This is a genomic window from Pedobacter ginsengisoli (genome assembly GCF_002736205.1).
Classification (GTDB): Bacteria; Bacteroidota; Bacteroidia; order Sphingobacteriales; family Sphingobacteriaceae; genus Pedobacter; species Pedobacter ginsengisoli_A.
On sequence record NZ_CP024091.1, the window covers coordinates 4,123,719 to 4,147,434 of the forward strand.

A 23,716-nucleotide genomic window follows, 5' to 3' on the forward strand; every position below is an offset into this window, starting at 1 on the left:
GTTACCGTTTGATATTTTCCAATTTATTTAATCGTGTTTCCAACATTTTCACATTTTTATTTTGCTCTATTATGTATAGAGTTAACTCTTCTATCTTTTGCAATAACTTGGCATTCATCTCACCAAGACTAACCCCTTCTGCCTTTATTTCTTTAGCTGAAGGAATACCTGCCAAATGTCCCTTTTCTTTAATATGCTGTTCTGTTTCTTGCAATGAGGGTAACTGATAGTCTTTAGCGAAAACATAGTCCGGCCAGTTGGCTGTTTCTACTTTAATTTCTTGCGCTCTTATTTTGCCCTTCACAGACAATCTTTCACTTGGATTTACAGTTCCAATACCTAGATTTCCATTTGAATTCCACAATCCATTTCCTGGCATAAAAACATCCCCCTTAAATCGATTACGATAAGGAACCTCAACCGTATTCGTTCCGCTAAGCGCCTCATCAACTGCGGTCCAGCCTTGAAACCAAGTTGCCGTATCACCTTGACCATTTGAGTACACACTTACTGTAAACCTCTGAAAATAAGACTTATCATTAATAAATATTATTACTTTCCCTCCCTCATTAGAAAGGAAAATGGGAGGAGTGTACGCCCCAGATGAAGAAATTCTAGGATAATGAAAATAATAACTGGAGGTAGCTGGTGGATTCCACCAGACGTAATAAGTTATAGTTAAACTTATAGGTTCTGCTCCTCCATAATTGTACCCTGTAATAGTAATTGTGGGCATACCATTGGCAGGAACGAACGGAAGATTTGTTTTTATTTTAACTCCATAAGTTGGAGTTGTATTGCTCGAGTAATTCAAAATGTTATTATAATTCTGAGCATACGCCATATGCGTAAAAAGAATTCCTATTATTAGTAAAATTTGATATCTTTTCATTTTTTTATTTTTTTAGATGTTCTGCTAATTTTGGCTCTAAGCATTTCAATATCTTTTCTATATCCTTGATTTTAACATTCCCTATCTTTCATTTTTCTTTTTAAGTTCAATCATATATAGCGTTAGCTTTTCCATTTTCTTCAAAAGCTTTGCATTTATTTCTCCCAAATTAATTCCATTGGCTTTAATTTCTTCACCGGGCAAATGACCTTTCTCTTGAATATGTTGTGTGGGTTCTTTCAATGAAGGCAACTTGTAGTCTTTTGCAAATACATAATCAGGCAAGTTAGCTATCTCCACTTTAATTTCATGAGCTCGAATTTTGCCATTAACCGCAAGTTTATACCCTTTTGTATCAACAGTCCCAATACCCAAGTTTCCTGAAGTTACCCTTAAGCCTGCACCTTGAATATCAACATAGCTTTTACCATATAAAGACCCTGGATCTAATACTATACCTGTTTCCCATGATAACTGCAATTGTTGATAATTTAAACTTGCATCCCAAATCCCAGCTGTTTTACATATACCATATGCTAAAGAACGAGGTGAGTACCAGGTAATACCTGAGGCATCAGAACCATCTAGAACACTTTTGAAACTTAGATTGGCTCCTGGATTCATTGTTCCAATACCAACATTACCACTTGTTGGAAACGTGTTGGTCTGACCATACAAGAATTTGGACATGGACAACAACATGAATAGAATAAGCTTTTTCATATAATTTAGATTTGAATTAGGACATACCTAAAAACTATTAAAGCAAACAATGCAACTTATAGTTAATGGTTAAAAAGAAATAAGGAATGATGTCCCATAACGGGAAAGAAGGAGTTTGAGAGCATAATAGAGTCGTCAATTAATGACAACTAATATATGTAATTAATAAGGATATGTAAAAGCAAAATATTATTTTCTTATCAAATCTTCAATCTGTTTTGGCAGATACTTTCAAGATGATAATGATTTTTCCTAAAACAGCATATATCGAAGATCTTATACTGATAAAACTATACCGTTGGACTTGGGAGCATTGATCCAAGAATTAATAGGCTGAATAATTTTCCATCGGCACCAATTAGTGAGTATGGATTGGCATCTGGACCTCGGCCAGTCTTGGCTAGCAACAGGATGAAAAGTAAAATTGGCAGTAAAAATCTTCTTATCTTTATCTCAAGCACAAAACCAAGTCCATTCCAATCAGAAAATATAGGTTGATAATCTTCTTTTTCAACCGAGATTAAGGTACCATTAAAACTCGAGATAAGGCTTCTATTATAAACATGTGTAAAAAGCATTGTAAAGATCTGGCATATCTGCCAAATCATTTTGCCATTCGCTACCTCATTTACCATCTTCCAAAAACACGATTCTATCCTTTGGGCAAGAGAAATGACTAAGAATTTCTGCTAAAAATGTTCGATTATGTCCTAACTTTACCATCGAAACCCTCGTGGGGGAGGATTTAAATAAAACGAGAATACCAAGTTAGCAAAACACAGTAATGTAATACATGCTATTATCTAACTACCTTGATTATTAGTTTTCTGTGACCATTGGTCGAATTCATTAACATATTCTTTCCATCTATCATCCTTCCAAAAAGCAAACCACTTCAACAACATTAACAGCAAAAAAGGCACTAATACTTTAAATGAAAAAAATGAAAGTTCCCCATGTCTTCCTAAAAGAACATCCCAATAATTATTTAAAGAAAATAAAATCCATATTTCTAAACTTATAACAACTATAACGGCCTTGACATCTGTCAACCACCTTGTTGTTTTAAAGTGTTCAAAAAGTCTATAATACTTATAAAACAGATAATAATACATTTTTGTAAAACTCATACTATTTTTAATTATTGCCAAGCCCTTCTACCATACTGCAACTGATTGATAACTTGCACTGTAGTACTTTTAAGTTCCGTCTAAAGTTACTCAAATCCTTTCCAAAACCAGAGATTCCTCCCGGATAAAATGCATCTATTCCAAAATACATCACCGAAAGTGGGGCTGCTTCAGAAAACCCAACAATTCCCATGGCCAAGTTAACGCTAGCCTTACCCCAGCCAATTTTTCCTTGATAAAGAGCTATCCCATCCATTATTTCCCCTGCTGCAAATCCAGCTACCCCCATAATTCTTGCAATCTTTGCAATTTTGATTGTTTTAATCATTGCTTTGGTCCCTCCAGTCCAACCACTTGAATAATAATTTAAACTGACTGCCCCGGCCCTAGAATATCCCATTGAAGCGCCACTGTAAGAACCTAAGGTACCAAGCGTACCCCAGCCTTAGCTCCTACATCATACCATGAAGAAGTCCCTGAATTTTCATTATTAGAAATCTTGTAGCTAGTGCTTTGCAATCCAGATAGAGTAAAACCTGGTTCATTATAAATGGTATTTACAGTTAGATAACCTTTCCTACTAAAATCAAAATCTCCACCATAAATTTCTAACTGTCCCTCCTTACTAAAAGAAATTGTCCCAACGCTATTTAATCCTGCTACACATGCCGGTAGTCTTGCTTGTTTGCTTTCTTTTAAGGTCATTTTTTTTGGTAAGCCAACTTCTGAACTTATAAGAGAAGATAATCTAGATGAAAATTTTACTGGCCGCGTAGATTCATTGTATTTCGAGAGGGAGAGTCACAATGTTAAAATAGGACTTCTATCGAGCGGATACAGATATCAAATCTTTAGACAATGGGAAAGGTATATTGATGTTGGTGATTCCTTATCTAAGAAGACAAACTCATTTTTTCTAAATATCCATAATAAGGGCAGTGAGGTAATTACCCTAGACTATAGAGATACGTATAAAAAATAGAAATTAGTTGATATGCAGCATAAGTTGGATAAACTACAGAGGTTTGACCCTTTCGCTGTTTATAATCAGATCATTATATTCGGCTTTTAGAATGGCGAAGAGGGGTCAGTGAAAGTGGTTTGTCCAATCACCTTACCTGCAGTAGAAAGTATCACAAGGACGAAATTACCCATCTTTGAAAAGACAAACAGACTGTTTTTTTGGTAAAGGAACGCTACCGGAAAGAGTTCAGCTTATTTTACATTTAATGGTAACATTGGTTTTGGAGGAGGTATTAGCTTAGATATTGGCAGCTGAGGAAAAGACGCTACTTCCCTGCGTCCATTCAAAATTGGTTTTGGGCCTACCCCCTTTGATGTAATGAAAATCAGAAGGAAGAAAATTGTTGTTTTTAATAGTTTCATAGCTTAATTAATTTAAAATCTATTTTAAATTATCTAGTTGCTTTTGCTGCATTTTTAAAGTCTCAGCTTGTTGTTCAACTTTCTTATTTAGCTGGATCATAATTAATGTCATCTCTTCCATCTTTTGTAATAGCTTCGCATTCATAGCGCCAAGATCAACACCATTCGCTTTTACTTCCGCGGCTGAAGGAATGCCTGGCAAGTGACCTTTTTGTTTAATATGTTTTTCTGTTTGCTGTAATGATGGTAATTGGTAATCTTCAGCAAACACGTAATCCGGCCAATTGGCTGTTTCTACTTTAATTTCTTGAGCCCTAATTTTCCCTTTTACTGATAGTTTTTCAGTAGGCGAAGTGGTTCCAATACCAATGTTGCCATCTGGTTTAAAAGACATAAATATATTTGTGTATGATTGTCCTATGAACCCATAATTCATTGTACTGACACCATTATTGTAGGTGCCATTTACTCCAAACGAGAAAAAATCCAACGATGCATCCTGATTACTAAGTGAAAAAGCTCTGGCAAATCCTCCTGTCCCAGTTGGAAAATTGTTCTTAATCTTAACACCAAGTGCAGGTGAACTTAATCCCATTAAGATATTACTATCTTGAGCATATGTTAAGCTCGTTATTAAGGCAAAAAGCGATGTAATGATTCTTTTCATTTTATTCCTATTTATCTTTTTTCAAACTATTTAGTTCTTTTTTCAACTTAAGCAGTTCCTTTTCCTGTTTAATCAAATGCAAAGTAACTTCTTCCAGCTTTTGCAGAAGTTTTGCATTCATTTCTCCCAAATCAACCCCGTCACTTTTTACTTCTTCAGCAGAAGGAATACCTGGCAAGTGGCCTTTTTCTTTGATATGTTTTTCTGTTTGCTGTAATGTTGGTAATTGGTAATCTTCAGCAAACACGTAATCTGGCCAGTTAGCCGTTTCAACCTTTATTTCCTTTGCACGGATATTGCCATTAACAGCAAGCTTAGCATTAGGTATTGCAGTCCCAACCCCTACATTTCCGTTTCCTAAAGCCTTTATTGCAATTTCTGCTCCAGCTGGATCATGAGAATTACCAACATACAGACTCCAATCATTCGTCATGGGAAGTAATTTATTAACTGTTAGATCGGACCCCGTAACATTCAAAGTAGTCCATGATCCATTTTGATTTATTGATCTAATTTTTATATGAACTGTCAACGGATCAGTTGCTATCCCAAGAGTTCTTATTGCTCTTATTCTAAACCTAGGATTAAAACGATCAGTATTACAATCAATTGCAAAATTATGTCCATCTGAACCTGCACCTGCATACCCGTTGCTATTAACTCTTCCAACTTCTCTCCACAAATTGGGATTATAATGAGAAATGCTTGCCAGAAATGTTCCGGCGGCAGCGACATTTCCACGCACATATGAAATAGATATTTCGTAATTTCCAGAACTACCCGTATCAATAGGAGATACAGCTACAAATTCAATACAACTTCCAATCTGAAATCCAGCGAAAAAGGTTACTTGAGTAGTGTAATCATCGACTAATCTTGTGTTTACTTTCCCATTTGAAAAAGCAAATAAATCGATAGTAATTAAAAAGCTTAATAAGCCTAATGAAATTAATGGATATAGTTTTTTATGCATATTACTTTAGTTTATAATTCAATATTAAGACATTTCCGATTGCGGAAATAAAATTACCATACATAGATCTACTTTTTCTTTTCGAGATTTAATATTCGTGCTTCCATCTTTTGCATAGTTTGAGCTTGTAAGTCATTTCTCTTTTGTTGTTCGACGAGATGTAAAGTCAGCTCCTCAATTTTCTTTAATAGTTTAGCATTCATTTCACCCAGATTAACGCCATTAGTTTTTACTTCCTCTGCTGAGGGAATGCCAGGCAAATGACCCTTTTCCTTAATGTGTGCTTCTATTTCTTTTAATGACGGTAATTCGTAACCTTTGGCAAACACATAATCCGGCCAATTAGCTGTTTCAACTTTAATTTCGTGTGCGCGAATATTTCCGTTTACAGCAAGCTTTTCATTTGGATTAGCTATTCCTATACCTAAGTTTCCATTAGCCAGCATTGTCATGTGCTTGACATTATAATTCGCCCATGCAAATAATGGCCTTGTATTAATCTTAGCTCCAGCCATTCTCGAGGAAAAAAGCATTAGAGGCAATGACCCCGTATCATGGATACTATCCGTTTGTCCCGTGAGTACTAATGCACTATTTGTTGTTGAAACAACATTTCCTAATACTAGCGGTATAAAACTATTGGCCCCTCCAGTAGAGTTTTTAACCTCTAAATAATCGTTTTCTGCATCATCAACCTTCATTTTCAGCAGGGTTTCTCCTCCTGATAACGCAGGAGTAACAACCTGCAGCTGAGATGTTGGGGTAACAGTACCAATTCCAACTTTTCCACTTGTTGGGAATGTATTGGTCTGAGCATATAAGACCTTAGACATTGATAACAATGCCAATAGAATGAATTTTTTCATTTGAGTAAATGGTTAAAAAGAAATGAGATGGGTTTCCGTAATGGGAATTAATGAGATTGAGCGCATAGTAGAGTCGTTAAATTAATCACAACTAATATAAAAAATTATATTTTAAAAACTATTGCTCATCTGGAACATTGGCAGGTACATCGCAATTAATATTATTCCTACTACCAAACCAAGGAAAATAATAATTAAAGGCTCCAATAAACTGCTAATGGTATTGGTTTTATATTCCACTTCCTCAGTATATTGAGTAGCTATTTTCTCGAAAAAATAATCCATTCGGTTTACTTCTTCACCTACCTTAATCAACTGGATCATCTTAGCCGGATAAAACGAAAAAGCAGACAAACTTTTATGCAACGATTCGCCATGCAAAATATCCTGTTCAACCTTTAAAAGCGAAGTTTCAATTGGGTAATAGTTAATCATTTGCCTTACTAAAGCTATTGAACGTAGCAAAGGCGTATCTGTACTAACCAGTAAGCGCATGGTATTTGCAAAACGGGCCAGATATATTTTCTTAACCAAATCCCCAACAACAGGTATTCTTAACAGCAAATTTGAAGAAAAATCCCTGAACCAACCAGATTTACGCTTAAGGAAGTATAGCACAAACAAACCCGCAAAAAATAGTATTAAAAAGATAAAATACCTATCAAACCATCCCGAAAAGCTAATTATAGCAGCAGTGATCCATGGGAGCTTCCCTCCAAACCTTAAAAAAACATCAGCAAACATGGGAACCACAAACTTGATCATAAAGAATACAGCACCCAACGAAGAAAGCAAAACTATTGCAGGATAAGTAACTGCACTCACAATTTTTCGGCGCTGCTGAATCTTACTCTTGTAATACTTAGCCAGATCCGTCAATACTTCACCAAGTTTACCTGTTTCTTCTCCTATTCGAATGCTGTAATATTCGTAATCACTAAACCGCTCCGTTTCCTTTAAAGCCTCTGATAAGGCCAGTCCGGCGAGGATTCTTTGCCTTATACCCTCAAATAATGCTTTATCTTTTGCCTGTTCCTGATCAACAAGGATCAGTTCCAGAGCTGTTCTTAAATCGATGCCGGACAGCAGTAATGTACTCAACTCAACATACAATCCCTCTTTCTTTTTATCAGAAACCTGCTTGCCTCCAAAACTGATCTCCTTATTTAAGAAAGCAAAAATATCCTTACCCTCCTGCTTGCCTTTTGGCTGCTGCTTCTTTTTCTGATACCGGGATATATCTATTGATGACATAATTCTAAAATAAATCTTGAGCGCTATAAATCTTTTGGTATTGCATAGGGATTAAATCTCCATCCAATTGTGTTTTGAAACTCAGCAGGTCAACTTCCCTCCCCTCCTCTGCCACTTCATTTTCAAATGAACAGTTTAAATCATTTACCTGAAGTTTAAATGTATCAATTCCCAAAGAGAACTGATCCCTCAGGATGTAACTATCTTTAAAACTATAAGTAATAATTCCATCATTTACTTCAAAAAAAACACCATCAGAGGTTTTAACAATTGTCCTTGCCTTAATAAAATCCTGCTTCAGCAGCTTATCAATTGTAGTTAATGTAGCAACCTTTTCCTGTTTTTTGTTAAAACTAAAATAAGAGCCACTTACAATCCGGTATGCAGTAAAAGTAATGGCAATAGTAACAGCTGCAATCAGCATCGCAATGGTTACCTCCATTAAAGTAAAGCCCGGAAATTTCTTGTTAAGGTTCATCTTCAATACGTTTAACAATTTGCTTTACAAGACCTATTTCCTTTCCCTGCTCTTTGGCCGTAACTTTAATTAGCATCAAATCAGTATATCCCTCGTATGGAAGAACCTCTTTTTGTAAAGTGATACTATCAACCTGCACCTGAATTTCTGTCCAATCATGATCTATTTTACTTTGCCGTATAATACCGGCTGAGAGTGCCCTGGCCTGCTGTTGTTTTATTGACGGTGAAGATTTAATTACATTGGTATAAATGCCTGTTGCAATAACAAATACAACCATGATGATCACCATGGCTACAATTACCTCCAGTAAAGTAGATGCATTTACTTTATTTGATATTAATTTAGCCATTTTAGAATCTTTTGCTCCGACTTGTTTCCTTTAAATATAGGTGAACTCAGGTAATATTTACTTAATAATTTACGGTTCAACGTGATGTCGATAAGGTAATTCTCATAAAGTGTTGAAGGTGTTTGCATAATAAACCGGTTAGCATACACTTTCCCATTGACTTTTACAGAACGCTCTACTTTAATGTAGCCTGCATATACTTCGCCATTTACAAGGGTGTTTTTACCCAGCGAAATTAAGGTTTGTAATTCTGTACGCTGCGGTTCATGTCCCAACAATATTCCTGAAAAATGGCTTGCTGAATCAAGGCTCACTTTTGCCTGAATTTGGGAACTATCTGGCTTGAATATCCCGGCAAATGAAGGATAACGGAAATCACAGTCTCTGCCAATAATGATAGAATCCCGTGCGAATAGCTGGCAAGAGCCTTTAAAGCCTGATTCAATTACAATTGCCCTTGCATAGACCTGAACATCTTCTAATATGGTACTTGAACTGATTTTGATAGTGGTGTCTGAAACCAGGATTATTTTCCCCTGAATTTTTACACTGCTAATATCCTGATCAGAGGCTAGCTTGTATATCAGCTCTTTGTTAAAAAAGGAATTACTAACAGAATCTTTAATGTTAAAAGGGGTGCCATCCACTTGCTCCAGGTAGCTTATAATCTTTTTTAATACCTCATCATTTAACGCGGGAAGTGCTCTGCCACTGGGTTTAATATTCCCTTTAACCAACTCTTTTCCCTCGTATGGCCTCCCATCTACATAGGCCTGTTTTAATCCTGCCTTTGGTAATTCGCCATTTCCTGTGATCTGGGTACTTCCGCTAACAGACAATGGCCGATCTTCATCTGCAAGGTAAATTGCACCCTGATCTTTAAACGTATTTCCGCTAATAAAAGAGCGCTTTAAAGTATCCTTTAATTCAAATGCCTTTAGTGTTTGAAGGTCGAACACCCCCCATCTTGTTTTATTTAGGATCAAGCTGTCCTTTTGATCACCATATAGATCAAGAAATACTTCTTCATTATAGGTATCAAAGCCCTCCGAAAGTAAAATTGCAGTTCCTGATTCCATATTTATCATCAGTTTATCCATTCTTATCTTTTTTTGAACCTGAAGCCTGTAGTAAAAAGCAATGGTTAATAAAGATGCTGAAATCACCGCTATGAGCAAGGAAACGATAATAACGATATAAAGCGCAGCTGCTTTAATCATTACTTGCGCTCTAGTTTAGTTACTTTTTGTTTCAAAACCTCAATCTCCTTTTGCTGATTAATCACGTACAATGTTAACTCCTCTACTTTTTTCAAAAGTTTTGAATTCATTTCTCCAATATCCTGCCCATTCTTCTGAATCTCTGCTTCTGAAGGAATTTCAGGTAAATGCTTATTAAGTTTAATAAAATTTTCTACCTGATTTAAAGAAGGAAGATTGTACTGGTCGTGAAATACATAATCGGGCCAGGCTCCCTGCAATTTTACCTTTACGGATTCAGCTATCATATTGCCTGCAACCGCAAGTTTATAGCCCTGCGGATTTGTAGTTCCAATACTCACATTGCCATTAGGATCTTCTATAACCAGTTTTCGCCAGGGATCCCATTGAGATGCCGAATAAGACCCTGTTCGATAGAAAATTCCCCCATAGTTAAAGTTTAATTGATTTGCCTTGCCCCCAGTATCATCTGACCAGGGAGCCAATGTCAGCATTCCTGAATAGTTGCCAGCTCCCGGAGCACCAACAACTGTTCTCGATTTGAAATCGAAGCTTAATTTTCTCTTAAAATAATTTACCGAGTCATTCACAGAACGCGTATCCTGAGCTACCAAATATGTAGATTGACCATAGCTTTTTAATGCAAAAATCAATAAAAAGCAAAAAAGAACGTTTTTTTTCATGAGCGTTAAGTATTAATTATAACTGAGTTTGATTTTCTGTATTTTTTGTGTTCTTCTTAGAAAAAATGTCTCTTATGAATTTTGGAATAAAGTGGGGCTTCTCTGTTGGTTTTCCTTTTTTGAAGTAGTTTATCTTAGTGCTGTCGCCAATGATAACGGTTTGCTTGCCATTTAGCAAATCATTACGATATTTCCCTTTTTCAGCAATTCTTCCTACTGAATCGTACTTTGAATAAGCACCATTTTTTTTGCCGGAATCCCAACAGTATTCTTCTTTTAATTTACCGGCCTCATCCCAGCTTTTCCATTTTCCAGTCTTTAATCCGGCACTAAATGCGCCCCATTCTTTCAAATTCTTATTTAAAAAAAACTCCTGATAACGACCATTCAACAACTTACCACTATACCCTCCCTGGGTAGACTTGATTAGATTAGTTGAAAACCAATAATACAATCTATCAGATTCAACATAAATCTTATGTGTAGGTTTAACATAAGCTACTACGGTATAATTATCATGATTGACTATTATTTTATGGGTTAGAAAATCTTTACTAGAATACTGTCCCATTGCCAGATTGACAACAAGGACTAATGCCATTACTAAAAAAGAGATGCGTTTATTTAATTTACTCATTGTCTGATGTATTTCTTTTTGCCTTGCCAGCTTACCAATATAGAATCTTTCCTGTTTTGAAGCAATTTAACACCTTCAAAAGTTTGCCCCTCAGCAGTCATTTGTTCCCGTCCATTTACCACTAATATTGCCACCAGTTTTTTTGTTACAGGGTTAACAATATATCCTGAATACTTAATTAGGTTCCAGTCTATCGGAGGCGGTGGAGGAGGTGGAGGATTGAAATTTACAGGAGTAGCCGTAACAGATTCTACATTTTCAGATACATGACTAATCCCTCCTAAAAATGGATCTCTGTAGTTTAATGCTAACTTAAATGTATCATTTTTCACAAGATACTGATCATATGATTCTTGCGCTACTTTGGCGGATTTAAATGCAGGTTCATAAGCTGCATCAGCTTCGTTAAATAAAACCTTATAAATAATAATACCCCAAACGCCAGCCACTGCACAAATAAGCAGGTACGTCAGTTTTTTATTCTTACCGGCTTGCATTACTTATTGAATTAAAAAGCTCCTTAGTTCACTAAATGCCCCAAAGTTCCCGGCTTCATCTATTGCCCTAACCTGCCAAAACAGCTTTTCACCGCTCTTGCCCTCTGTAAAGGAGTATGTAGCTGCCGTTAATATAATAGGAAAAGTTGAACTGTAAACTGATGTCCCGTCAGTTTTGAAGACATATAGCTGGTATTTTTTTGCCTCAGCCAATGCCTCCCATTTAAGCGTTACATTTTTAGTCACAACTTGTTCATTTGTAGGAGAGGTAAGGAAAACAACACCCGGAGGGGTTTTGTCTACAGTTACATTCTGAATTGTTGACCACTTTGATTCTACGGTAGCATTGATAGCTTTCACTCTCCAACGGTAGACTTTATCTTTAGTAAGATTTACTGTAAACTCCTGGTTTGGAGTTGACTTATCAAAAAACAAAGCTGCATCATCTTCGAAATTAGAAGTATCAATCTGCAATTGATACTTATCGGCACCAAATAACTTCAACCATTTAAATACGGTACTGTTTTGATTGGTGATTAAATTATTGACCGGCGATTGTAACTGCACCTGCTGTCCTTCTATTGAGCTAGGCTGGATGATAAAAGCTGCCTTACTATAGAGCGTCTGTGAGCTGCCATTTTCCGCTCTAACCCGCCATTCATAATTTCCGGGATCAAGCGTATAACTAAATCTGTTCTTTGTAACAACAGTATCCAGTATTAGCCGGGCTGTGTTATTAAAATCAGGTGTTACTACCTGTAACCTATACTGAAAAGCATTATCGACCTCTTCCCACCAAAAGGTTTGTGCATAAACTGCACTTTCAGTACCGTGAGATGGTGCAAGCAGTACGACCGCCTTTTTCTCAATAGAAGGCTCAATAAATTCTGTACATCCTGTTGAGAGCAAGACGAATCCTAAAAGGATTTGAGAGATGTTTTTACGAATTACCATGGGGCAATAAATATAACAAACTTTAGTAGATAAACGAAAGAAAGCAGCCCCGTGCATATCAAGGCTGCTTTACAATTATTAACCCTAAATCGAAGAGCGCTAAATTCTTTTTGTTTTAACTTTAAAATGAAAAGTTCCGGTTACTAATTTCTTATTGCTTTCGTTAAGTGTTTCTTGCATGTTCATACTGTAACGGCATTTTATCTGAAATTGAGCATAATTACCTTTAACCCCTGTATACTTAATCTCCAAAACTTCATTATAGGAATCAGTACCTGAACCCGTCAAACTCACTAATTTTGTGGTTGAACCTGCATTTATTGGAAGTGTTTGCGAGAACTCAAAAGGCTTTTTATTGGCCCCTACTCGTGTAATATCATATTTTTTGATATTGGAAGACCTTACCATAGCGGAGCTGTCACGTGGAAATGAAAAATAGAATGTTTCATTTGTTGAGGCCGATGTTGCTGACACGTATGAAGTAGAATCATTTAATCCGATAGGATCCAGATCAAGATGTGTACAATCGATCTTCCGCTCCCAATCGGGCGTTTTGAATGCCATATGGAGTGTATTATCTACCGCACCTCCATTACCGATTACAATTTCTTTTCCTGACCCCTTATCACCACCAGATGGGTCTTCAGTACCCTTTTTACAGGTTATGATGCATATTGAGAATAAAATAAGTAGTACTGTTTTACTGAGCGTTTTCATGAGCGTTTAATTTTAAGTAAGCTATTTATGTAGATTAATTTCTATTAACTCCTTATGCACTACTCCGTCATAAGCCTCGAGGTGCTCTTCTTGTACACAAAGCCTGGATTCGGTTAATTCCTGTATGCGGTAAGTTGTAGTATCGTTTCCCTGAGTATACTTTAAAACCAGACTTTCGTCCGTAGCCACATAAGTAAAGGCATCAACATTCCCTTCACCGTCAAATATGCTTCCGCTCCCGTCTTCTTTAAATTCAAGGCAAGCCCATGGCCGGGCAAACATATCAGCCCGGAATACTTCAGTTCCGTCTTCATAATCTATTTCAACTGCGTTCGTAACAATCCACTTGCCTGCAACTTCTCTTGCCATAATCCCTTAATTAATCTAAGCCCCTTAACTGAATCGAAATTCAGAAGGTTTTACTCAAAAGAAAGGCAAAAAGGAGGAACTTGCAATACCCATAAATAGGTATTTATTTAAAGAGTATTACTTAGCTTCAGTTTTATTACCCACCCACACATATCTGTTTGTGGTGCATTTGGGGCACCAATAAATTCTTATGGGAAGAAATCCCAGCAAATGCTTTAACACAAATCCCCTCGGCACCTGATAGTGAAAATCGGTGTTACACTTTCTGCATTTGTAATCCTGATAGCTCATTTAATTCGAGAAATTAATTTAGTTTTTGTTTAAAAATCCTGCAAAGCTATATAAAATCAATTACTTAAAAACTTTTCATTGAATTGTCACCAAAAAAAGACAAAAACTTTGCCATAATTTAACATGAACACATCAATGATCTTTAAACGAAAAAGAACGGAAATAGCGGGGAAATTTTTTCTCCTTTATTCCCGTTATTAGAAAAACATACACGCACAACCAGAACACAGGGTTAATAATCTTTCACCCCGGAGCCTGGTTTTCGTATTTTAATGGAAGGGAATGGATACAAAAAAGGAGGGTGCATGCGCACCCTCTGACTACTTTTTAAACCACTGTTTTATCTTCTTAGAATTCTTATCGGCAACAAGGTACATACATGGAACCAAAACCAGGGTTAAGAAAGTGGCGAAACTTAAACCGAAGATAATGGTCCATGATAGTGGCCCCCAGAAGGCTACGTTATCACCTCCAAAATAAAGATGCGGGTTAAACTCTGTAAACAAAGTCACGAAATCAAGATTCAACCCTACCGCAAGCGGAATAAGCCCCAGCATGGTTGCAGTAGCGGTAAGTAGTACCGGTGTCATCCTGGTGCGGCCGGCTTCGATAACTGCCTCTCTTACTTCCATCCCCTGACTAACCATCAGATCGGCAAATTCGACAAGCAAAATCCCGTTCCTCACTACAATTCCTGCCAGGGCAACAATGCCGAGTCCTGTCATTACAATAGACAACTCCATCCCGAAGATGGTAACCCCCAGCAATACCCCGATAATACTAAACAGGATCTCACTTAAAATAACCACAGGCTTACTAATGGAGTTAAATTGCAGCACCAGAATAATGAGGATGATAAACAAAGCACTGATTAAAGCCGTTCCTAAAAAAGCGGCTGTTTCCATTTGCTCTTCCTGCTCACCCGCCATTTTTATTTCAACACCTGCAGGTGCTTTAAATTCATTGATCTCTCGCTGAATATTGGCCACAACCTCGTTCGCATTATACGCTGAAAGTACATTTGACGACAGAATAATGATTCGTTTTTGCTGCTTGCGCTTGATGCCTCCATAAGTATTGATATAATCTATATTTGCGAAAGATGATATAGGTACTTGCCTTATAACACCGTTCATTGCCATATCACGGTAGGTAATTTTCATATTTCGCAGTGCTTCCAGGTTGTTCCTTTGATCTTCTCTGGCGCGAACATTGATCTCATAATCCTCATTTATGTCCCTATATTTCGAAACTTCTTTACCATACAGTGCAGTACGCAAAGCAAGGCCAACCTGACCTGTTGATATCCATTCCCGATTTGCACGCTCTCTGTCGATATCAAAAATAACCTCAGGTTTATTATTTTGAAAATCAGACTTAAGTTCTTCCACCCCGGCAATTTGCCGGCTATCCAGGTATTTTTTTAAGCGATCTGAAGTTACTGCGATAGAATCCAGGTCATCCCCCGTAATTTCTATACTAATTGGTTTTGCCGTTGGCGGCCCTCCCTGCTCCTGCGCTACCGAAATTTGAGCACCTGGAATCCCTTTTACCGCTTCGCGGATTTTGCCCAGATAATTTACAGTACGCTCGCCGGTTCTTTTCCCGTAAGCCACAAAGGCAACAGTAACTTTCCCTTTGTTGGTGTACTCGCCCTGATCTTCGCCCTGCGGATCGGTTACACCTACCGTTACATTGGAGATGATGGAAGATACATCAGGATTTCTTCGGCCCACTACCTTTTCTACCCTTTGCTCCACCTTTTCTACAATTTTATTAGTGTAGGCCTGATCTGTACCCACAGGCAATTCTATATATACATACACAAAATTCGGATCGGCAGCCGGGAAAAACACCACCCTTGGCGGTATAATATTTACCAGAATCATGGTAAAGAAAAACAGGGCTACCGTGCTCCATATCATAGTTCGCGGACGTTTTAGTGCCCAGGTAAGCAAACTATGGTACTTATTTATTGCTTTTGGCCATACTACAGTCTGGAATTTTTTGATTACACCTGTTAAAAAGAAGTGATTTAACAGATACAACAAGGCAAGCAGTACAATAAAATTACCAAAGCCTATGTTAATGAGGTAGCCCAGCAGCGCCATTCCGGCAAAGACAAGAAGGGTCCGTTTTACCTTTCTGTCGAACCTTGGCTTCTGGTCTTCATGATCATCATGTGGCTTCATAAAGTCGACCGCAAAAACCGGATTAATAATGTAAGCCACCACCAATGAGGCAGAGAGCGTTACAATAAGCGTAACCGGTAGGAAATACATAAACTCTCCAATAATTCCCGGCCAGAACAATAGTGGAAAGAAGGGTGCAAGCGTAGTTAATGTTCCGGATAACACGGGCATAAAAACCTCTCCGGTTGCCATTTTGGCGGCCTGTACTATTGGCACCTTGCCGTTGTCAAAAATCCGGTGTGTATTCTCTACCACCACAATGGCGTCATCCACAACAATCCCTAACCCAAGCAGGAAGGAGAACAGCACCATCATGTTCATGGTAAAATTGAAATCGAACACTCCCCCGAGGACGGGCATGGAGAGGAATGCGATGAACATGGAAAGCGGGACAGACAAGGCAACAAACAATGCATTTGTTACACCCATAAAGAACATCAGGATTAAGGTAACCAGAATAAAACCGATGATGATGGTATTGATCAGATCGTGCAGCGTAATCCTGGTCTGGTCAGACTGGTCTCCGGTAATGGTAATATCCAGTTTAGAAGGCAATAAGGTACCTTTCATTTCCTTAAGCATGGCATTGATCTTATCGGATGCCTCGATCAGGTTTTCGCCACTGCGTTTACGTACATTTAACGTAATTACGTTTTTTCCATACAGGCGTGCATAGCTGTTTTGCTCTTTAAAGGAGTCTTTTACTTCGGCAATATCCTTTAAGTAAACAGAACCCCCAGCCTGCGATTTCACAATCATATTGCCCAATTCCTCGGCATTTACAAATTCCTTTTTCACATTTAAGGTACGTTGCATCCCATCCATTTTTACTGAACCTCCAGATATGGTCAGGTTTTCGGCCCTTACTGAATTTCCGATATCATCAAATGAAATTTGTGCCGATTCCATTTTGCGGAGGTCTACATTGATCTGGATCTCCGGTTCCAGGGCACCCACAATATCTACTCCGGCAATTTCTTTAAGCCCCTCTACCCTGTCCTCAATATCATCAGCATACTCTTTTAGTTTTTTGAGGTCATAATCTCCTGATATGTTGATGTACATAATGGGAAGGTCAGAGAGGTTGATGTCCATAATAACGGGGTCATCGGGCAAATCCGACGGGAGGTCTGTTTTTGCTTTATCAACGGCATCTTTAACCCGCTGTTTCGCATCCTTTATATCAACCCCGGTATTAAACTCTGCAGTAATAAAGGAGAAATCCTGAAAGGAATTGGAGGTGATCTTTTTTAAGCCAAGTGTTCCCCTTATTTCTTTTTCGAGCTGCTTTGTAATCAGGTTCTCCATGTTTGCAGGCGAGGTTCCGGGGTATACGGTTTGCACAAATATTTTAGGGATTACAACTTCCGGAAAATTCTCTTTTGGCAAACTGTTATAAGAAAAATACCCCGCCAGAATCAGGATACATGTAAACACATATATCGCTGTGCGGTTATCTATAGCCCAACTGGATGGGCCGAATTCTTTATTGACGTCTTTCATATGATCGTAAGATTATCATGAATCTTTATTTATAGTTTTACTGAATCACCATCGTTCAGGTCCTGAAATCCTGTAGTGATCACTTTATCGCCTGATTTTAATCCCGATAAAACCTCTGCCTGGCTATTGGATACTTTTCCTGTTTTGATATCTGTTTTTTTGGCTTTGCCGTTTACAGCTACAAATACATATTCGCCTGCCTCAGATTTTTGAATGGCATTGATGGGTACAGTTAGCGCCTTATCATTTTTATAATCTATAATTTTGAGTACGGCCAGCATGTTCGGTCTGTATTTTTTACTGGGAGGAAGCTTGACCTCTACGTTAAAACCTCTTGATATAGGATCAATAACTTTGGCGGCAAATGAAATTTTAGTGTGCAGGTTCTCTGGCACATCAGGCAACGATACCTCTACATCATCGCCCTGGCTTACTCTGGCAGCATAATTTTCGGAAACGAGTGCTTTTACTTTTAGCCTGCTTGCATTAACAATCCGGATGCCTGTAGGGCTTCCGGGTGCTACAGATTGACCCAGCTTAAGATCCATGGCATCAACAGTACCCGAAACCGGGCTTTTGATTTTATTCATTGCGGCCTGAGATTGTAAGGCCGAAAGTTGTTTTTGAAGCCCTTCTTTCCTGCTTTTTTCGGTCAGGTATTGAACCTCAGTTCCAATTTTCTGATCCCATAGGTTTTTCTGACGGTTAAAAATGGTGGTGGCCAGTTCCAACTGGGTTTGTAATTGTGCAATGTTTTGGCGCAACACTTTATCGTCAAGCTGGGCCAGCACCTGACCGCGGCTTACGTTTTGCCCGACCTTTACATAAATCGCAGTTACTGAACCCGGAGATTCGGGAGTGATCTCTACATTGTCTTCCGCATCCACCTTACCCTGCACTTCTACAAAGTTCCGGAATTCGGTTTCTTTAAGTTCTGTTGCTGTTACTTCCTTAATATCTGCCTGACTTTTGCTTTGTCCAAGTTCTTTTTCCAGCTGCTCAATTTTTCCATTAAGTGCGGTACGTTCTTTTTTCAGTTGTTCAAGCTCTGCTTTTTTATCCGCAGGTTTTTCCGATGACCCGCAGGAAGCCAGAAAAAGAACTAATGCGATGCTATATATTGTTTTCATGAGTTTATGTTGCTTGGTTAATAGTTGATTTTTCCTGTTGCCTTATCCAGATCTACCTTATTGATGAGCAGATTATACAAAGCGGTGATGTAGTTGTTTTGCGCTTCCTTTAATGAAGTTTCGGCAGTAGTAACTTCCAGACTAGAGCCTATTCCCTGCTCATATTTGATCCGGGTTACCCTTAAAATTTCTTCGGCAAGCTTTAAATTTCTTTCCTGGTTTTCCAGTGAGCGCTGGCTATTGGCATATAGCTTTTGATTTGTGGAGATTTCATTTACGATGCCATTCCTGAGGTCTTCCATCTTATTTTCTGTTTGCTTTACCACCAGCTTAGCGTTTCGTAACTGATAAATGCGCTGCCCGCCATTAATCAGGTTCCAGGAAAGGGTTAGCCCAATTACTGATGTGGGGTAGTTTTGATTGTACAGGTTTGAGAAGTTATCGGACTGAAAACTTTTGGTTGCACTTGCAAAACCTTTTAATGTAGGCAAGAAAGTACTTTTGTATCTTTTCACATCCAGAAGGTTTAACTTTTTCTGTGTTTCTAAAAGGGAATACTCAATTCTTGCCTTGTAGGCAGAAGTGTCGGCTGCCACAACTGAAACCGGCTGGGCGCGCACCTCACTTATCTTATCAACAGGCTCAAGTGAAGCAGTAACAGGCATTCCCATCTGGAACTTGAGCAGATCGATATTTACTGATAGCAAGCGGGTTGCATTTTCGCGTTCCGTTTCCAGGTTATTCTTTAAAACCAGTAACCTGTCGGCATCAATTTTTTCTGCAAAGCCATTTTTAAACATGGCTTCCGTATCGTTAAAAGATTTTGCAAGCTGTACCAGATTGGCATCTATCAGTTTTAACTGTTCCTTATTTACCAATACAGAATAGTAGGCCTTTGTAACGGCAACTACGGTTTCGATTTTAGTTCTTGTAGTGCTTCTTACAGACAACTCTTTATAAGTTTTTGAAGCCTGCAGGCCTACAATATAAGTTCCATCAAAAAGGAGCTGATTTAGTTCTATGCCTGCTGAAGAGTTATACTTTACACCAAACTTAACCGGAATTTGGGTGCCCGGCTGACCAAAGAATTCGCCAGGCAGCAAACTTGTTGGTACTTTTAGGTAATCCTGAAAGTTAAAAGTAGTGGAGACTTGCGGTAAGCCTGTACCAACGGTTTTTTTAACATCATTTTTAGCTATTTCTTCATCAATTTGCGCGTTTAACACGGCCGATTGATGGCTTAGGGCATAATCAACAGCCTCTTTTAAGCTGAACTTATAATTCAGGGAATCAGTTACCTGAGCCTGAACTATTCCGCCGGCAAAAAAAAGGAGCAGAAGTATGAGATAGATTTTGGTTTTCATAGGTATTGCGACTTATAGGATTAATTGCTTTTCTTTATTTAGGTAATGCCCGGTTAACGAACCGGGGTATTCTATTAATGCAGCGGGAGTTCCAGTAAAGATGACCTCGCCCCCTTTTTTACCGCCTTCCGGCCCCATGTCAATGATCCAATCGGCATTTTTGATCACATCAAGGTTATGTTCAATTACGATTACAGAATTCCCGATATCAACCAGGTGGTTCATGATTTGCAGCAAATGCTCTACATCAGACATATGTAATCCGGTGGTTGGCTCATCCAATACATAAATACTGCCCCGCTTGTGCAGGTTGCCGGCAAGTTTTATCCGCTGACATTCGCCACCGGAAAGTGTGCTAAGGGGCTGCCCGAGGGTCAGGTAATCGAGCCCAACATCCAGGATGGCTTCTATTTTTCGTTTCAGATCCTTCTTATCAAAAAAATCTACAGCTTCCTGTACAGTCATGGCCAATACCTCACTAATGGATTTTCCATTTAATTTATATGCCAGCACTTCTTCTCTAAACCGCTTGCCATTGCATATTTCGCATTCGGTTTTTACAGGCTCCAGAAAAGCAAGATCAGTATAGATAAAGCCAAGGCCCTGACAGTTAGGGCAGGCTCCTTTTGAATTAAAACTAAACAGGGAGGCACTAACCTTGTTATGCTGAGCAAAAATCCGGCGGATCTCGTCCATAATACCCGTATAAGTAGCAGGATTAGAACGCACAGAGGTGCTTACAGCCGTTTGATCAATAATGATTGCTTCGGGATATTGTTTTATAAACTCGTGATTGATGAGTGAACTTTTACCTGATCCGGCAACGCCTGTTACCACTGTAAAGACTCCTGTTGGAATATCTACAGTCAGGTTTTTAAGGTTATGCGCTTTTGCGTTGTGCACAGTAAGCACTCCTTTTGCTTTGCGATAAGATGATTTTGCATAATGCTGTCGGTTTATGTAATTCCCGGTTAAAGTGTCTGCCTTTAGCAAACCATCTACAGTTCCCTGATACACAATTTCGCCTCCGTGAGTTCCGGCATGTGGACCAACATCTACCACATGGTCGGCAATTCTGATCACCTCCGGATCATGTTCTACCACCAGAATGGTATTCCCCTTGTCGCGAAGCTGGAGTAAAAGTTCATTCAGGCGATGCACATCATGCTGATGCAGGCCAACACTTGGCTCGTCGAAAATATAGATCATATCGGTAAGACTGCTCCCCAGATGCCTTACCATTTTAATGCGCTGAGACTCTCCGCCAGAAAGGCTTGTGGTTTCCCTGTCGAGGCTAAGGTATTCCAGGCCTATATCTATCAGATGCTGCAAACGCATCATTAATGCGGAAGTCATGGTTTCGGCTATTGCATCATCTATCTGGGCAATAATTTTAATCAGTTCATCTACTTCAAGATTAGTAAGCTGAGCAATGTTATATCCGTTTATGCGACAGCTTAATGCAGCCTGACTTAGCCTTGTTCCTTTACATAAGGGACAGGGAGCAAAAAGGATAAACCGTTCAAGCGTGCGACGCATGGACTCGGACAGGATACTGGTATCACGCTGGATGTACATCCGGTTAAACTTATCAACCAGTCCTTCAAAACTGACATTAAGGGGAACATTGTCTTTCTTAACCTGAAACTTCTTTTTTTTTCCGTACAGCAGTGTTTGCCATTCTTCATCACTATAATCTTTAAGTTTTTTATCATTATCAAAAAAACCGGAATAAGCATAGGTGTTAAAATACCAGCTTCCTACAGCAAACATGGGGAATAAGATTGCCCCCTCGTTAAGCGATTTAGATTTATCGAGAAATTTATCGAGATTCAGTTTTACAGTTTCGCCTAGGCCATTGCATTCAGGACACATTCCGGCAGGATCATTAAAAGAAAAAGCATTTGAATAGCCAACAAAGGGCTTTCCAATTCTTGAAAACAAAAGACGCAGAATGGAATAAATATCTGTGATGGTTCCTACTGTTGAGCGGGAATTACCGCCTAAACGCTTTTGATCTATAACGATTGCTGTTGACAGGTTACTTATGGAATCTGCATCAGGCTGACTATGTTTTGGTAAGCGGTTTCTAACAAATGTAGAAAAGGTCTCGTTGAGCTGCCTTTGGGCCTCGGCCCCGATGGTATCAAAAACAATAGAGGACTTACCCGAGCCAGACACTCCGGTAAAAACAGTAATTTTTCTTTTTGGGATCCTCAGCGAAATATTTTTAAGGTTATTTTCGCGGGCACCTCTGATCTCTATAAATTCTTGTTTCATCGGATTTTGAATTAACAGATAAACGGGCTAATTATTTGGCTTATCAAAATTGGTTTAAAATGAAGTTTAGCCACCCCTTCTGAAAGGAGAATAAACCATGCAAAAAGGAATAATTTCCTGACTCCTTCTTTTAAAAAGTAAAATTTAACTAAATTCGTTTTAGTGAAGCGCCTTTAACATCATCTCCTAACCATATGAATGACAATGAATTAAAAGCACCCCTCATTACAAACCTCTCAGAAAACTGCGAGCTGCACTATATTGACGAATTAGGTGCATCGGGCTACATGAACATCAATGAAATTAAGATTGATGGTGCAGATATTTTTACTGCAAGCTGCAAACAGGAGCAGGAAATTACCATGCGGGAACAAACAGAAACACCTACTTTAAATATGTATTTTTCGCTGCAAGGACAAAGTGCAGCCTGGGAAGCGCAAAGTAAGGACAGGTATGTGCTTAATGATAATGAGCATGTGGTATCTTTTATGCCAAGCTTTGATGGATACTATGCTTTGAGCAGTCCGGAGATTAAAAGCTTTGGCATCTCTCTTTATGAACCGTTTTTTCGCAGATTGTTTGCAACAGACATGGATTGTTTAAAACGTTTCTGGGATAAGGTAGAGGCGGGAAAAATGGCCGAGATTTCGAAGCACGGCCTTCCTGTAACAGCTAAACAGCAGGTACTGATTAATGAGATACAGCAATGCGTTTATTCGGGCCACATGAGGCAGTTGTTTTTTGAATCGAAAATTATTGAGCTTTTTCTGCTTCAGGCGGAACAGGCAGACAGTTTAGATGGCCAAAAGCCGATTAAAATTGAGCGCCACAATGTTGACAAACTTCATGCTGCCAAACAGTTTGTACAGCAAAGGATGTTTGATCCTTTGACCTTAAATGGAATTGCACGCGAAGCCGGACTTAATGAATTTATGCTGAAAAAGGGCTTTAAAGAACTTTTTGGACTGACGGTATTTGGATACTTAAATGAACTAAAAATGAATTATGCCCGGCAGGTGTTGCTGGATACAAACTGTACAGTATATGAAGTGGCCTATAGCATTGGATATAATGAGCCATATAACTTTTCTAAAGCTTTTAAAAAGCATTTTGGTTATTCGCCCGGGGAATTAAAAAGATAACTTTAGTAACCTTAAT

The 23,716-nt window shown here is 38.5% G+C and carries 25 protein-coding genes; 1 reads left to right on the top strand and 24 read right to left on the bottom strand.

The genetic code is table 11. From position 1 onward, the window contains the following. Position 1 precedes the first annotated feature (1 nt). The 24 genes from CPT03_RS16935 to CPT03_RS17045 form a co-directional block, all read right to left on the bottom strand. Positions 2-892: a hypothetical protein gene (locus tag CPT03_RS16935; protein ID WP_099439942.1), complete on the bottom strand. Its 891-nt coding sequence runs from the start codon at positions 890-892 to the stop codon at positions 2-4. A gap of 81 nt (positions 893-973) precedes the next feature. Then, positions 974-1,615 (bottom strand): hypothetical protein, encoded by a 642-nt coding sequence (locus CPT03_RS16940; RefSeq protein ID WP_157766486.1) that lies wholly within the window; start codon positions 1,613-1,615, stop codon positions 974-976. A 290-nt stretch (positions 1,616-1,905) separates the two neighbouring features. After that, positions 1,906-2,223, bottom strand: a complete 318-nt coding sequence (locus CPT03_RS16945) for a hypothetical protein (RefSeq protein ID WP_157766487.1) — start codon at positions 2,221-2,223, stop codon at positions 1,906-1,908. 195 nt (positions 2,224-2,418) lie between these two features. Continuing rightward, entirely contained in the window at positions 2,419-2,745 is a 327-nt protein-coding gene (locus CPT03_RS16950; protein WP_157766488.1) for a hypothetical protein, read from the bottom strand. Between the two features lie 7 nt (positions 2,746-2,752). Further along, positions 2,753-3,145: a hypothetical protein gene (locus tag CPT03_RS16955; protein WP_099439946.1), complete on the bottom strand. Its 393-nt coding sequence runs from the start codon at positions 3,143-3,145 to the stop codon at positions 2,753-2,755. 20 nt (positions 3,146-3,165) lie between these two features. Further along, entirely contained in the window at positions 3,166-3,450 is a 285-nt protein-coding gene (locus CPT03_RS16960) for a hypothetical protein (protein WP_099439947.1), read from the bottom strand. A gap of 510 nt (positions 3,451-3,960) precedes the next feature. After that, complete coding sequence (locus tag CPT03_RS22840) at positions 3,961-4,131, bottom strand: hypothetical protein (RefSeq protein WP_157766489.1); 171 nt, start codon at positions 4,129-4,131, stop codon at positions 3,961-3,963. Positions 4,132-4,150: 19 nt separating this feature from the next. Next, positions 4,151-4,798, bottom strand: a complete 648-nt coding sequence (locus CPT03_RS16965) for a hypothetical protein (protein ID WP_099439948.1) — start codon at positions 4,796-4,798, stop codon at positions 4,151-4,153. Positions 4,799-4,805: 7 nt separating this feature from the next. Continuing rightward, positions 4,806-5,771 (bottom strand): hypothetical protein, encoded by a 966-nt coding sequence (locus CPT03_RS16970; RefSeq protein WP_099439949.1) that lies wholly within the window; start codon positions 5,769-5,771, stop codon positions 4,806-4,808. A gap of 68 nt (positions 5,772-5,839) precedes the next feature. Next, on the bottom strand, positions 5,840-6,637 hold the full coding sequence (locus CPT03_RS16975; protein WP_099439950.1) for a hypothetical protein: 798 nt from the start codon (positions 6,635-6,637) through the stop codon (positions 5,840-5,842). A 111-nt stretch (positions 6,638-6,748) separates the two neighbouring features. Then, on the bottom strand, positions 6,749-7,891 hold the full coding sequence (locus tag CPT03_RS16980; protein ID WP_099439951.1) for a type II secretion system F family protein: 1,143 nt from the start codon (positions 7,889-7,891) through the stop codon (positions 6,749-6,751). 4 nt (positions 7,892-7,895) lie between these two features. Then, entirely contained in the window at positions 7,896-8,369 is a 474-nt protein-coding gene (locus CPT03_RS16985) for a type II secretion system protein J (protein WP_099439952.1), read from the bottom strand. After that, positions 8,359-8,721 carry a type II secretion system protein J gene (locus tag CPT03_RS16990; protein ID WP_099439953.1) on the bottom strand — a complete coding sequence of 121 codons (363 nt, stop codon included), beginning with the start codon at positions 8,719-8,721 and terminating at the stop codon, positions 8,359-8,361. The genes CPT03_RS16985 and CPT03_RS16990 overlap by 11 nt, the downstream gene beginning before the upstream one ends. Next, a complete protein-coding gene (locus tag CPT03_RS16995) occupies positions 8,709-9,941 on the bottom strand; it encodes a hypothetical protein (protein ID WP_099439954.1) in 1,233 nt (410 codons plus the stop codon). The genes CPT03_RS16990 and CPT03_RS16995 overlap by 13 nt, the downstream gene beginning before the upstream one ends. Beyond that, positions 9,941-10,624, bottom strand: coding sequence for a hypothetical protein (locus CPT03_RS17000; protein ID WP_099439955.1), 684 nt, complete (start codon positions 10,622-10,624; stop codon positions 9,941-9,943). The genes CPT03_RS16995 and CPT03_RS17000 overlap by 1 nt, the downstream gene beginning before the upstream one ends. A gap of 16 nt (positions 10,625-10,640) precedes the next feature. Continuing rightward, positions 10,641-11,261: a toxin-antitoxin system YwqK family antitoxin gene (locus tag CPT03_RS17005; protein ID WP_099439956.1), complete on the bottom strand. Its 621-nt coding sequence runs from the start codon at positions 11,259-11,261 to the stop codon at positions 10,641-10,643. Next, positions 11,258-11,758, bottom strand: a complete 501-nt coding sequence (locus tag CPT03_RS17010; protein ID WP_099439957.1) for a hypothetical protein — start codon at positions 11,756-11,758, stop codon at positions 11,258-11,260. Before CPT03_RS17010 ends, CPT03_RS17005 begins: the two co-directional genes overlap by 4 nt. Positions 11,759-11,761: 3 nt before the next feature. Continuing rightward, positions 11,762-12,712, bottom strand: a complete 951-nt coding sequence (locus CPT03_RS17015; protein WP_099439958.1) for a hypothetical protein — start codon at positions 12,710-12,712, stop codon at positions 11,762-11,764. A 99-nt stretch (positions 12,713-12,811) separates the two neighbouring features. Then, on the bottom strand, positions 12,812-13,429 hold the full coding sequence (locus CPT03_RS17020) for a hypothetical protein (protein ID WP_099439959.1): 618 nt from the start codon (positions 13,427-13,429) through the stop codon (positions 12,812-12,814). Between the two features lie 21 nt (positions 13,430-13,450). Beyond that, positions 13,451-13,798, bottom strand: coding sequence for a hypothetical protein (locus tag CPT03_RS17025; protein WP_099439960.1), 348 nt, complete (start codon positions 13,796-13,798; stop codon positions 13,451-13,453). Positions 13,799-14,409: 611 nt separating this feature from the next. Continuing rightward, complete coding sequence (locus CPT03_RS17030; protein WP_099439961.1) at positions 14,410-17,784, bottom strand: efflux RND transporter permease subunit; 3,375 nt, start codon at positions 17,782-17,784, stop codon at positions 14,410-14,412. A 29-nt stretch (positions 17,785-17,813) separates the two neighbouring features. Then, positions 17,814-18,914 (bottom strand): efflux RND transporter periplasmic adaptor subunit, encoded by a 1,101-nt coding sequence (locus tag CPT03_RS17035; RefSeq protein WP_099439962.1) that lies wholly within the window; start codon positions 18,912-18,914, stop codon positions 17,814-17,816. A 17-nt stretch (positions 18,915-18,931) separates the two neighbouring features. Further along, complete coding sequence (locus CPT03_RS17040) at positions 18,932-20,278, bottom strand: TolC family protein (RefSeq protein ID WP_099439963.1); 1,347 nt, start codon at positions 20,276-20,278, stop codon at positions 18,932-18,934. Between the two features lie 12 nt (positions 20,279-20,290). Further along, the gene (locus tag CPT03_RS17045; protein WP_099439964.1) at positions 20,291-22,558 is read right to left on the bottom strand and encodes an ATP-binding cassette domain-containing protein; all 2,268 of its coding nucleotides are present in this window, start codon (positions 22,556-22,558) and stop codon (positions 20,291-20,293) included. A 194-nt stretch (positions 22,559-22,752) separates the two neighbouring features. On the opposite strand from CPT03_RS17045, the gene CPT03_RS17050 reads away from it, so the two are divergent. Further along, on the top strand, positions 22,753-23,700 hold the full coding sequence (locus CPT03_RS17050; protein WP_099439965.1) for a helix-turn-helix transcriptional regulator: 948 nt from the start codon (positions 22,753-22,755) through the stop codon (positions 23,698-23,700). The last annotated feature ends 16 nt before the right edge of the window (positions 23,701-23,716 follow it).

Bases quoted from the DNA above. Each gene is read 5' to 3' on its own strand.
- CPT03_RS16980 (WP_099439951.1), bottom strand. From the start codon at position 7,891: ATGTCATCAATAGATATATCCCGGTATCAGAAAAAGAAGCAGCAGCCA.
- CPT03_RS16935 (WP_099439942.1), bottom strand. From the start codon at position 892: ATGAAAAGATATCAAATTTTACTAATAATAGGAATTCTTTTTACGCAT.
- CPT03_RS16950 (WP_157766488.1), bottom strand. From the start codon at position 2,745: ATGAGTTTTACAAAAATGTATTATTATCTGTTTTATAAGTATTATAGA.
- CPT03_RS17005 (WP_099439956.1), bottom strand. From the start codon at position 11,261: ATGAGTAAATTAAATAAACGCATCTCTTTTTTAGTAATGGCATTAGTC.
- CPT03_RS16975 (WP_099439950.1), bottom strand. From the start codon at position 6,637: ATGAAAAAATTCATTCTATTGGCATTGTTATCAATGTCTAAGGTCTTA.
- CPT03_RS16990 (WP_099439953.1), bottom strand. From the start codon at position 8,721: ATGGCTAAATTAATATCAAATAAAGTAAATGCATCTACTTTACTGGAG.
- CPT03_RS16985 (WP_099439952.1), bottom strand. From the start codon at position 8,369: ATGAACCTTAACAAGAAATTTCCGGGCTTTACTTTAATGGAGGTAACC.
- CPT03_RS17010 (WP_099439957.1), bottom strand. From the start codon at position 11,758: ATGCAAGCCGGTAAGAATAAAAAACTGACGTACCTGCTTATTTGTGCA.
- CPT03_RS17030 (WP_099439961.1), bottom strand. From the start codon at position 17,784: ATGAAAGACGTCAATAAAGAATTCGGCCCATCCAGTTGGGCTATAGAT.
- CPT03_RS16945 (WP_157766487.1), bottom strand. From the start codon at position 2,223: ATGATTTGGCAGATATGCCAGATCTTTACAATGCTTTTTACACATGTT.
- CPT03_RS17045 (WP_099439964.1), bottom strand. From the start codon at position 22,558: ATGAAACAAGAATTTATAGAGATCAGAGGTGCCCGCGAAAATAACCTT.
- CPT03_RS17015 (WP_099439958.1), bottom strand. From the start codon at position 12,712: ATGGTAATTCGTAAAAACATCTCTCAAATCCTTTTAGGATTCGTCTTG.
- CPT03_RS16995 (WP_099439954.1), bottom strand. From the start codon at position 9,941: ATGATTAAAGCAGCTGCGCTTTATATCGTTATTATCGTTTCCTTGCTC.
- CPT03_RS22840 (WP_157766489.1), bottom strand. From the start codon at position 4,131: ATGAAACTATTAAAAACAACAATTTTCTTCCTTCTGATTTTCATTACA.
- CPT03_RS16970 (WP_099439949.1), bottom strand. From the start codon at position 5,771: ATGCATAAAAAACTATATCCATTAATTTCATTAGGCTTATTAAGCTTT.
- CPT03_RS16940 (WP_157766486.1), bottom strand. From the start codon at position 1,615: ATGAAAAAGCTTATTCTATTCATGTTGTTGTCCATGTCCAAATTCTTG.
- CPT03_RS17035 (WP_099439962.1), bottom strand. From the start codon at position 18,914: ATGAAAACAATATATAGCATCGCATTAGTTCTTTTTCTGGCTTCCTGC.
- CPT03_RS17025 (WP_099439960.1), bottom strand. From the start codon at position 13,798: ATGGCAAGAGAAGTTGCAGGCAAGTGGATTGTTACGAACGCAGTTGAA.
- CPT03_RS17000 (WP_099439955.1), bottom strand. From the start codon at position 10,624: ATGAAAAAAAACGTTCTTTTTTGCTTTTTATTGATTTTTGCATTAAAA.
- CPT03_RS16965 (WP_099439948.1), bottom strand. From the start codon at position 4,798: ATGAAAAGAATCATTACATCGCTTTTTGCCTTAATAACGAGCTTAACA.
- CPT03_RS17040 (WP_099439963.1), bottom strand. From the start codon at position 20,278: ATGAAAACCAAAATCTATCTCATACTTCTGCTCCTTTTTTTTGCCGGC.
- CPT03_RS17020 (WP_099439959.1), bottom strand. From the start codon at position 13,429: ATGAAAACGCTCAGTAAAACAGTACTACTTATTTTATTCTCAATATGC.
- CPT03_RS17050 (WP_099439965.1), top strand. From the start codon at position 22,753: ATGAATGACAATGAATTAAAAGCACCCCTCATTACAAACCTCTCAGAA.
- CPT03_RS16955 (WP_099439946.1), bottom strand. From the start codon at position 3,145: ATGGGATATTCTAGGGCCGGGGCAGTCAGTTTAAATTATTATTCAAGT.
- CPT03_RS16960 (WP_099439947.1), bottom strand. From the start codon at position 3,450: ATGACCTTAAAAGAAAGCAAACAAGCAAGACTACCGGCATGTGTAGCA.